The 9,060-nt window shown below is 68.3% G+C and carries 12 protein-coding genes; 11 read left to right on the top strand and 1 reads right to left on the bottom strand.

All coding sequences use genetic code 11. The annotated features are described in order from the left end of the window. The 8 genes from CON77_RS13790 to CON77_RS13755 form a co-directional block, all read left to right on the top strand. Window positions 1-428 (top strand): tetratricopeptide repeat protein (locus tag CON77_RS13790; protein WP_101050055.1); only part of this gene is annotated, 428 nt, incomplete at its 5' end. Next, window positions 425-703: a DUF4212 domain-containing protein gene (locus CON77_RS13785; RefSeq protein ID WP_101050053.1), complete on the top strand. Its 279-nt coding sequence runs from the start codon at window positions 425-427 to the stop codon at window positions 701-703. The genes CON77_RS13790 and CON77_RS13785, both read left to right, overlap by 4 nt. Next, the gene (locus CON77_RS13780) at window positions 700-2,769 is read left to right on the top strand and encodes a sodium:solute symporter family protein (protein ID WP_198552391.1); all 2,070 of its coding nucleotides are present in this window, start codon (window positions 700-702) and stop codon (window positions 2,767-2,769) included. Before CON77_RS13785 ends, CON77_RS13780 begins: the two co-directional genes overlap by 4 nt. A 112-nt stretch (window positions 2,770-2,881) precedes the next feature. Beyond that, window positions 2,882-3,247: a 30S ribosomal protein S6 gene (gene rpsF, locus CON77_RS13775; protein ID WP_101050051.1), complete on the top strand. Its 366-nt coding sequence runs from the start codon at window positions 2,882-2,884 to the stop codon at window positions 3,245-3,247. Between the two features lie 20 nt (window positions 3,248-3,267). Beyond that, complete coding sequence (priB, locus tag CON77_RS13770; protein ID WP_232788548.1) at window positions 3,268-3,561, top strand: primosomal replication protein N; 294 nt, start codon at window positions 3,268-3,270, stop codon at window positions 3,559-3,561. A gap of 12 nt (window positions 3,562-3,573) precedes the next feature. Then, a complete protein-coding gene (gene rpsR / locus CON77_RS13765; protein WP_101050049.1) occupies window positions 3,574-3,855 on the top strand; it encodes a 30S ribosomal protein S18 in 282 nt (93 codons plus the stop codon). Window positions 3,856-3,869: 14 nt separating this feature from the next. After that, complete coding sequence (rplI, locus tag CON77_RS13760; protein ID WP_101050047.1) at window positions 3,870-4,322, top strand: 50S ribosomal protein L9; 453 nt, start codon at window positions 3,870-3,872, stop codon at window positions 4,320-4,322. 116 nt (window positions 4,323-4,438) lie between these two features. Continuing rightward, window positions 4,439-5,350, top strand: a complete 912-nt coding sequence (locus tag CON77_RS13755; protein WP_198552390.1) for an alpha/beta hydrolase — start codon at window positions 4,439-4,441, stop codon at window positions 5,348-5,350. A 7-nt stretch (window positions 5,351-5,357) separates the two neighbouring features. Here CON77_RS13755 and CON77_RS13750 read toward each other — a convergent pair whose 3' ends face one another. Then, complete coding sequence (locus tag CON77_RS13750) at window positions 5,358-6,137, bottom strand: outer membrane protein assembly factor BamD (protein WP_439650580.1); 780 nt, start codon at window positions 6,135-6,137, stop codon at window positions 5,358-5,360. Between the two features lie 81 nt (window positions 6,138-6,218). Between CON77_RS13750 and CON77_RS13745 the strand changes: the two genes are divergently transcribed. The 3 genes from CON77_RS13745 to CON77_RS13735 all read left to right on the top strand — a co-directional run. Beyond that, window positions 6,219-7,274 carry an RluA family pseudouridine synthase gene (locus tag CON77_RS13745; protein ID WP_439650579.1) on the top strand — a complete coding sequence of 352 codons (1,056 nt, stop codon included), beginning with the start codon at window positions 6,219-6,221 and terminating at the stop codon, window positions 7,272-7,274. Window positions 7,275-7,372: 98 nt separating this feature from the next. Then, window positions 7,373-7,963 carry an SMC-Scp complex subunit ScpB gene (scpB, locus tag CON77_RS13740; protein ID WP_101050043.1) on the top strand — a complete coding sequence of 197 codons (591 nt, stop codon included), beginning with the start codon at window positions 7,373-7,375 and terminating at the stop codon, window positions 7,961-7,963. After that, window positions 7,960-9,060 (top strand): pseudouridine synthase (locus CON77_RS13735; protein ID WP_232788547.1); only part of this gene is annotated, 1,101 nt, incomplete at its 3' end. The genes scpB and CON77_RS13735, both read left to right, overlap by 4 nt.

Raw genomic sequence — 9,060 nt, 5'->3', positions numbered from 1 at the left:
GGGCCGAGGCCGGGCGTTGCACCGCGGCCCTGAGCTGGCAGCGCCGTGCCGTGGCCGCGGCCCCGGACGTGGCGGCTTACCGCTACAACCTGGCCTACCTGCTGGAGCGCACCGGCCGCGACACCGAGGCCGAAGCCGAATTCCGCGAAGCCTTGCGCCGGGCCCCCCAGTTGGATCTGGCCTGGCACGGCCTGGGCTTGGTGTTGCGACGCCAAGGGCGCCCGGCCGAGGCCCTGGCCGCCGCCCAGGAAACCACCCGGTTGCAGCCGCTCAGCCCGCACGGCTGGGTCGAGCTGGCCGGGCTTTGCCGCGAACTGGACCGGCACGACGAGGCCGAGGCCGCCTGCACCCGGCTGCAATCCTTCGACCCCCAGGCAGCCCGGCGGCTGCGCCAGACCTGGGGCGTTCCCGCCGAGGAGGGCCTGTGAGTACGCCGTCCGACACCGAGGGCCGGGCCCGTTACTGGCACGCCAACCTGCGCGTCACCGCCGTGCTGTTGGGGCTCTGGTTCCTGGTCACCTTCGGCGTCAGTTACTTCGCCCGCGAACTGGATTTCCGCTTCTTCGGCTGGCCCTTCAGCTTCTGGGTGGCCGCCCAGGGTGCCTTGCTGGTGTACGGCTTGATCATCGCGTTCTACGCCTGGTACATGAACCGGCTGGACGACCGGCGGGCGGCTGCGGCGGACGGGGAGGGCGGGCCGTGAGCGCGCCGGACGCCCGCATCCGCCGCCAGCTCGACCGGGTGTACCTCGCCTACGCCGCCTGCCTGCTGCTGTTCGTGCTGGTGCTCGCCGTGCTGGAACAGATGGGCCTGTCGCGCGACTGGATTGGCATGATCTTTCTGCTGGCCACCATCGCGCTCTATGCCACCATCGGCATCATGAGCCGGACCATCGATCCGGTCGAATACTACGTGGCCGGGCGCCGCATCCCGGCCATCTACAACGGCATGGCCACCGGGGCCGACTGGATGTCGGCCGCTTCCTTCATCGGCCTGGCCGGCACGCTCTACGTGCAGGGCTACAGCGGTCTGGCGTTCGTGCTGGGCTGGACCGGCGGCTACTGCCTGGTGGCGCTGCTGCTGGCGCCCTACCTGCGCAGCTACGGCCAGTTCACCATCCCCGACTTCCTGGGCGAGCGCTACGGCGGCCACGGGCCGCGCCTGCTCGGCATCGGGGCGGCCATCCTGTGTTCGTTCATCTACGTGGTGGCGCAGATCTACGGGGTCGGTCTGATCACCTCCCGGCTCACCGGGCTGGGCTTCGAGGTCGGCGTCTTCCTTGGCCTGGGCGGCATCCTCATCTGCTCCTTTCTGGGGGGCATGCGCGCCGTCACCTGGACCCAGGTGGCCCAGTACACCGTGCTGATCCTGGCTTACCTGTTGCCGGTGGTCTGGCTGTCGGTGAAGCAGACTGGGGTGCCGGTGCCGCAGCTGGTGTACGGCGTGCAGCTGGAAAAAATCACCGAACGCGAGCGCGAACTGAGCGACGACCCGGCCGAGGCCCAGGTGCGGCTGATCTACCAGCACCAGGCCGGTGTGCTGCGCGAGAAGCTCCAGGACCCGAGCGCGGCCCTGGCTTACGACCGCGCGCTGGCGGAAACCTACCTGGAGGCGCTGCGCGAGTTCAACGGGCTGGCGGCCGAAATCGCCGATGCCGAAAAGGAGCTGTCGCGCCTGCCGCGCGACGAGGGCTCGGCGCGCACGCTCTGGATGCGGCAACTGGCCGAGGCCGAGGCCAAGTCCCGCCCGCTCAACGGCATGCAGCCCCACGCCCAGCAGTTCATGGGCGATCCCCACGGCACTCCGGCCGAGCAGCTGGAATTCGAGACCTCACGTCGCAACTTCCTGGCCCTGGTCTTTTGCCTCATGGTCGGCACGGCGGCCTTGCCCCACATCCTGATGCGCTACTACACCGTGCCCAGCGTGAAGCAGGCGCGGCAGTCGGTGACCTGGTCCCTGCTGTTCATCAGCCTGCTGTACTTCACCGCGCCGGCGCTGGCGGTGCTGGTCAAGTTCGAGGTCTTCAACGTGCTGGTCGGCACCTCCTTCGACCAGCTGCCGGCCTGGGTGTCGGCCTGGAACAAGGTCGATCCGGCCTTGCTGAGCGTGCGCGATGTCAACCGCGACGGCGTCCTGCAGCTCAACGAAATCTCCATCGGGGTCGACATCATTGTGCTGGCGACCGCCGAAATCGCCGGGTTGCCCTATGTCATCGCCGGGCTTGTGGCCGCCGGCGGACTGGCCGCGGCCCTGTCCACCGCGGACGGCTTGCTGCTGACCATCGCCAACGCCCTGAGCCACGACCTGTACTACAAGATGATCGACCCCAACGCCTCCACGGCCCGGCGCGTGACCATCTCCAAGGTGCTTCTGCTGGTGGTGGCGCTGTCGGCGGCCTACGTGGCGGCGCAGAAGCCGGCGGACATTTTGTTCCTGGTGTCGGCCGCGTTTTCTTTTGCGGCCTCGGCCTTTTTCCCGGCCCTGGTGCTGGGCATCTTCTGGAAGCGGGCCACCGGGGCGGCGGCGGTGCTGGGCATGCTCAGCGGGCTGGGGGTGACCTGCTACTACATGGCCACGACCCAGCCCTGGCTGCGCTCGGTCTTTGGCCTTAGCGGTCCGGTCGATTTGTGGTGGGGCATCCAGCCCATCTCGGCCGGCGTCTTCGGGGTGCCGGTCGGGTTCGCGGTGATGCTGCTGGTGAGCCTGCTGACCCCGCGCCCCGGCCCGGCCACCCAGGCCCTGGTTGACCGCCTGCGCCACCCGGTCTGAAGGCCGGTGCTCAGGCAATTTGCCCCAATTCGGCCGGGGTGCTAGAATCGAGGGCTTACCTTGTTGCACCTCTGTTGACGCGGGGGGCAACTTTCATCCAAAAGGAGAGTTTATGCGTCATTACGAAATCGTCATGCTGATCCACCCGGATCAGAGCGAGCAAGTGCCTGCCATGCTGGAGCGCTACAAGGGCATGATCACCGCCGGCGGTGGTCAGATCCACCGCGTGGAAGACTGGGGCCGCCGCCAGCTGGCTTACCAGATCAACAAGCTGTCCAAGGCCCACTACCTGTGCCTGAATATCGAGTCCGACCAGTCCGTGGTCGCCGAACTCGAGCACGCTTTCCGCTTCAACGACGCCGTGCTGCGCCACATGACCGTGCAGAAGAAGAAGGCCGAAACCGCGCCGTCTTCCATGATGAAGGCCGTGGAGCGTGAAGAGGCCCGCAAGGCCCAGCAACAGGAGGCCGCAGCGTAATTGCACGCGGCGTGAGTCAGGTGACACCGAACCGCCTGGTGTTGGCGGCGGCGCTGGTCGAACGGGCCAGTCCGCGCTACACACCCGCTGGCATCCCCGCTCTCGATGTGCTGTTGGCACACGAGTCCGAACAGCTGGAGGCAGGGCAGGTTCGCAAGGTCGTGTTGCAGCTCAAGGGCATCGCTTTCGGCACTTTGGCCGAACGCCTGATGACCCAGTCCCTTGGGGCGAGTCTGCACACCGAAGGTTTCCTGACCAACACCCGCAACGGCAAAGGCGTTGTGTTCCACATTCAAGATTTCAAGCCGAATTAAGGAAGCACCATCATGGCTGCACCCAAGCGTTTCAACAAAGACAAGCGCCCCAAGCGCAACACCCAATCGCTGCTGTTCAAGCGCAAGAAGTTCTGCCGCTTCACCGTGGCCGGCGTGGAAGAAGTCGACTACAAAGACGTGGACGTTCTGCGTGACTTCATCGCCGAAAACGGCAAAATCATCCCCGCCCGCCTGACCGGCACCCGCGCCATCTACCAGCGCCAAGTGACCACCGCCATCAAGCGCGCCCGTTTCCTGGCCATGCTGCCGTACAGCGACCAGCACCGCGTCTGATAGGAGCGAACACCATGCAAATCATCCTGCTCGACAAAGTTGTGAACCTCGGTAGCCTGGGCGATATCGTCAAGGTGAAGGACGGCTACGCCCGCAACTTCCTGATCCCGACCGGCCGTGCCCGCCGTGCCACCCAGACCGCCGTGGCCGAATTCGAAGCCCGCCGCGCCGAACTGGAAAAGGCCGCCGCCGCCAAGCTGGCCGAAGCCCAAGCCCTGGGCGAGAAGCTCAATGGCTTCACCGTCAAGCTGAGCCAGAAGGCCGGCGTGGACGGTCGCCTGTTCGGTTCCGTCACCAACCACGACATCGCCGACGAGCTGGCCAAGCAAGGCTTCGCCGTGAGCAAGGCCCAGGTGCGCATGCCCAACGGCCTGCTCAAGAACGTGGGCGACTACACCGTCTCCGTCGGTCTGCACACCGACGTGGTGGTGGACGTGAACGTGTCCGTGCTGGGCGAAACCGCCTGATCACGCGCACCCACGTGCTCGAAAAACCGGCCCGCGTGGCCGGTTTTTTTGTGTCTGTCGTTTTCGGGGTGGCTGGCGCCTTGAAACCGAAGGGCTGCGGGCTGCGTAGTGTTGAAATGGCTGTTCATTCCTCTGCTTGCCCCGATCCCCTGAAGCCGCGCCGGCGTGGCTTGCGCCTGGCCTTGGCGGCCGCGATGGCGCCTTTGCTGCAGGCGTGCTCCCCGTTGCGCGTCATCAACGCCCTGACGCCTTCGGACACCCACACCGTGCAGCGCGGCGTGCCCTACGGCGACGGCGAGCGGCAGCAACTCGACATTTACCGGCCCACCCAGCCCGCCCCGCACGCGCCCGTGGCCCTGTTTTTTTATGGCGGCAGCTGGAGCAGCGGTTCGCGGGCCGACTACACCTTTGTGGGCGAGGCACTGGCCTCCCAGGGCATCGTCACCCTGGTGGCGGACTATGGTTTGAGTCCCGCGGTGCGTTACCCCGGTTTTTTGCAGGACTGTGCCCTGGCGGTGGACTGGGCGCTGGCACGCCTGCCCGACTGGGGCGGCCGCTCGCTGTGCCTGGTCGGGCACAGCGCCGGGGCCTACAACGCGGCCATGCTGGCGCTCGATCCGCGCTGGTTGGCCGGGGTGGGCCGCCACCCATCGGCCTTGAATGCCTGGGTCGGCCTGGCCGGGCCTTACGATTTCCTGCCCATCGGCATTCCCGAGGTGCAGACCGCCTTTCACTGGCCAGACACGCCGCCCGACAGCCAGCCGCTGTTCCATGCGCACCGTGTCCACCAAGCGCCGCCGGCCCTCTTGCTGGCAGCTCGGCAGGATGTGCTGGTGAACCCGCAGCGCAACAGTGTGGCGCTGGCGCAGGCCCTGAAGGCCCAGGGGGTGGCGGTGGAACTGGCGCTGCTGGAGCGCCTGAGTCACGCCACGCTGGTGGGGGCGCTGGCCAAGCCGCTGCGCGGGCTGGCTCCGGTCTTGCCCCGGGTGGCCGGTTTCATTCAGGCCAGGGCACAGCCGCTGGCCTGAGCCGGTTTCACCAGAGCTTCCACCAGGGGCTGTTGTCGCCCGCCGGGGTCTTGCCGCTCAGGTAGGGGCTCTGGGGGAAGTTGGTTTCCAGCACGCGGCGTGCATCGGCGGCCTGGCTGTCCATCTTCAGGGCTTCGTAAGACTTCATCAGGATGAACAGGGCCTCTTCGCCGGCGGGGACGCCGCGGTACTCGGCCACGGCCAGCTGGGCGCGGTTGATCGCGGCCACGTAGGCGCCACGGGTGTAGTAATAACGCGCCACGTGCACCTCGGACTGGGCCAGCGAGTTGACGATGTAGGTCATGCGCAGGCGGGCGTCGGGGGTGTAGCGCGAGTCGGGGAAGCGTTCGGCCAGTTCCTTGAACGACTCGAACGACACCTTGGCCGCCTTCTGGTCGCGTTCCGACAGGTCCTGGCGCGAGATGAAGCCGAACAGCCCCAGGTTGTCGTTGAAGTTGACGATGCCCTTGAGGTAGAGCGCGTAGTCCAGCGCCGGACTGGCCGGGTGCAGCTTCATGAAGCGGTCGATGGTGCCGATGGCCTGGGCCTGCTCACCCGCCTTGTAGTGGGCGAAAGCCTTTTCCAGCTGGGCCTGCTGCGCCAGCGGGGTGCCGGCGGCCCGGCCTTCAAGTTTCTCGAACAGCTGGACGGCTTTCTCGAAGTTGCCGCTGTTGCGCTCGTCCATGGCCTCGGCGTAGAGCTTGTTCGGGCTCCAGCCAGCGGTTTCGTCCACCGGTTTGGGGGCGGCGCAGCCACCGAGGATCGTGGCTGCCACGGCCAGGGACATCAGGCGGCCCCGGGGGCTGACAGCGGATAATCGGTTGGGAAACATTGTGCGTACACCTTTGCGGCTGCAGGAGCAGCGGATTTGACTCCAGAAATTATATCGATCCCCCCTGCGAATGAAGCCCTGCTGTCCGGTGACCTGCCCGAGGGCCTGGACGGGGCCGACGACCCCGACACCGCGCCCGAGCAGCGCGCCTTCGCCGTGCCCATCGGCGAGCACGGTCTGCGCATCGACAAGGTGCTGGCGCTGCACGCGCCCGAGTTTTCCCGCGGCTACTTCCAACAGTTGCTGGAGGCCGGCGCGGTGCGCGTCAACGGCGCGGTGGTGCGCAAGGTCTCGTCCAAGCTCAAGGCCGGGGATGCGGTGCTGGCCGAGCTGCGCCCCACGGCCCAGGCCAGTGTCTTCGTCGCCGAAGCGATGGCGCTGGCGGTGGTGCACGAGGACGAGCACCTGCTGGTGATCGACAAGCCCGCGGGCCTGGTGGTGCACCCGGCGGCCGGGCATTGGCAGGGCACCCTGCTCAATGGCTTGCTGGCGCACCACGCGGGCGCGGCGCGCCTGCCGCGCGCCGGCATCGTGCACCGGCTCGACAAGGACACCAGCGGCCTGATGCTGGTGGGCAAGTCGCAGCAGGCGGTCGATGCGCTGGTTCGCATGATCGCCGCGCGCGAGGTACACCGCGTCTACCTGGCCTTGGCCCAGGGCACCTGGCGCGGCGAGGGCGAGCAGTGGGTGGACCGGCCGATCGGCCGGGACCCGCGCAACCGCCTGCGCATGGCGGTGCACCCCCCCGAGAGCACCGTGGCCAAACCGGCCCAGACCCGCGTCCGCCTCCTGGACGCGGTGCCGCCCTGCTTGTTGGTGGGCTGCAAGCTGCACACCGGGCGCACCCACCAGATCCGGGTGCACATGGCCTGGCTGGGTCTGCCGCTGGTGGCCGACGCGGTGTACGGCGGCAAGCCGGCCCTGGGTTTGACCCGCCAGGCCTTGCACGCCCACCGGCTGGCGCTGCGCCACCCCGTCACCGGGCAGGCCCTGGTCTTCCACAGCCCTTTGCCGGCCGACATGGCGCAGGCCCTGCAAACCGCGGGTCTGCATTACAATCCCGACACGCTGTGGCCGGTTGACGCGCCCTGATGTACGCTGGTCGCGGGCGCCACGCCCCACCCCATGCCGCTGCCATCCCCCGACGGCGGTCGGCCACACCAGCCCCCTGAACCCTTGGACCCAAGACCATGATCACCGCGGATGCCCGGCGCATCCTCGAAACCGCCCTCATTTGCGCGCAGCAGCCTTTGCCGTTGCGTGAGCTGTCGAGCCTGTTCGAAGGCGCGGTGTCCCACGACACCCTGCGCCTGATGCTGGCCGACCTGCAGCGCGCCTGGGCCGACCGGGGGGTGGAGCTGGTGTGCCTGGCCAGTGGCTGGCGTTTCCAGAGCCGCCCCGAACTGCGCCCCTTCCTCGACCGCCTGCACCCGGAGAAACCGCCCAAGTACAGCCGCGCTGTGCTGGAAACCCTGGCCATCATCGCCTACCGCCAACCGGTGACCCGGGGCGACATGGAAGACATCCGGGGAGTGACCATCAATTCGGCCATCCTCAAGCAGCTCGAAGACCGCGGCTGGGTCGAGGTGATCGGCCACCGCGAAACGGTCGGGCGCCCCGGGCTGTACGCGACCACGCGCCAGTTCCTGGACGACCTGGGTCTGTCCTCGCTGGACGCCCTGCCGCCGCTGGACGGCGACGATCTGCTGCTGCCCGCCCTCGACACGCTGGCTTTCGGGGACGACACTCCCCCCACCCCCATTTCTTCTGCACATCCATGAACGACGTCCCCGATAACGCCCCCACCTTGCCCGAAGGGCCCGCCGACGAGGGGCGCCGTGGCGCTGCGCCCGACGAGGCCCTGTTCCAAGAGGTGGTGTCAGGGGCCTTCGACGCCGAGCAGGCGGACGAAGCCCCAACGCCCGGCAAGCGGGTGCTGCAGCCCCAGGCCGACGCGCCCAAGCTGCACAAGGTGCTGGCCCAGGCCGGCCTGGGTTCGCGCCTGGAAATGGAACAGATGATTCTCGAGGGCCGCATTTCGGTCAACGGCGAACCGGCGCACGTCGGCCAGCGCATCCAGTACGGCGATTCCATCAAGGTCAACGGCAAGCCGATCCGGGTGCGCATCGCGCCGCCGCCGCCGCGCGTGCTGGCCTACCACAAGCCCGCTGGCGAGGTGGTGACCCACGACGACCCGCAAAACCGCCCCACCGTGTTCCGCCGCCTGCCGCGCCTGTACAGCGGCAAGTGGCAGTCGGTCGGCCGGCTCGACCTGAACACCGAAGGCCTGCTGCTGTTCACCGACTCCGGCGAACTGGCCAACAAGCTGATGCACCCGCGTTTCGGCCTGCAGCGCGAGTACGCCGTGCGCGTGTTGGGGGCCCTGAGCAACGACGAGAAAGACCGCCTGCTCGAAGGCGTGCGCCTGGACGACGGCATGGCCCAGTTCCAGAGCATCGAAGACGGCGGCGGCGACGGCGCCAACTGCTGGTACCGCGTCACCATCGCCGAGGGCCGCAACCGCGAGGTGCGCCGCATGTTCGAGGCGGTGGGGCACGCCGTCAGCCGGCTGATCCGCATCCGCTATGGCGCCGTCATGTTGCCGCGCGGCCTGCGCCGCGGCGTGTGGATGGAGCTGGACCACCGCGACATCGAGCGCCTGACCTCGGCCGCGGGCATGGTCACGCCGAGCGAGGCCGCCGCGGCCCGCCCGGCACGTCCCGCGCCGCGCACCCCGTCGGGCCGCATAGGGCAGGGGCCACGCCCGGGCGCGCCCAAGCTGGTGGACGGGCCGCCGGTGCCGCGCGTGCCGGGCGCCAAACGGCCGATGCGGCGCGGAGCCGAGGGCGACGGCGGTCAGCCCGATCCGATGAAAACC

The organism is Macromonas nakdongensis, from assembly GCF_002837145.1.
Lineage (GTDB): Bacteria > Pseudomonadota > Gammaproteobacteria > Burkholderiales > Burkholderiaceae_C > Macromonas_B > Macromonas_B nakdongensis.
This window is presented reverse-complemented; position numbering and strand designations above follow the sequence as displayed.

Coding starts and splice junctions, on each gene's coding strand:
- rpsF (WP_101050051.1), top strand. CDS start 2,882: ATGCGTCATTACGAAATCGTCATGCTGATCCACCCGGATCAGAGCGAG.
- rpsR (WP_101050049.1), top strand. CDS start 3,574: ATGGCTGCACCCAAGCGTTTCAACAAAGACAAGCGCCCCAAGCGCAAC.
- rplI (WP_101050047.1), top strand. CDS start 3,870: ATGCAAATCATCCTGCTCGACAAAGTTGTGAACCTCGGTAGCCTGGGC.
- CON77_RS13755 (WP_198552390.1), top strand. CDS start 4,439: ATGGCTGTTCATTCCTCTGCTTGCCCCGATCCCCTGAAGCCGCGCCGG.
- CON77_RS13750 (WP_439650580.1), bottom strand. CDS start 6,137: ATGTCCCTGGCCGTGGCAGCCACGATCCTCGGTGGCTGCGCCGCCCCC.
- scpB (WP_101050043.1), top strand. CDS start 7,373: ATGATCACCGCGGATGCCCGGCGCATCCTCGAAACCGCCCTCATTTGC.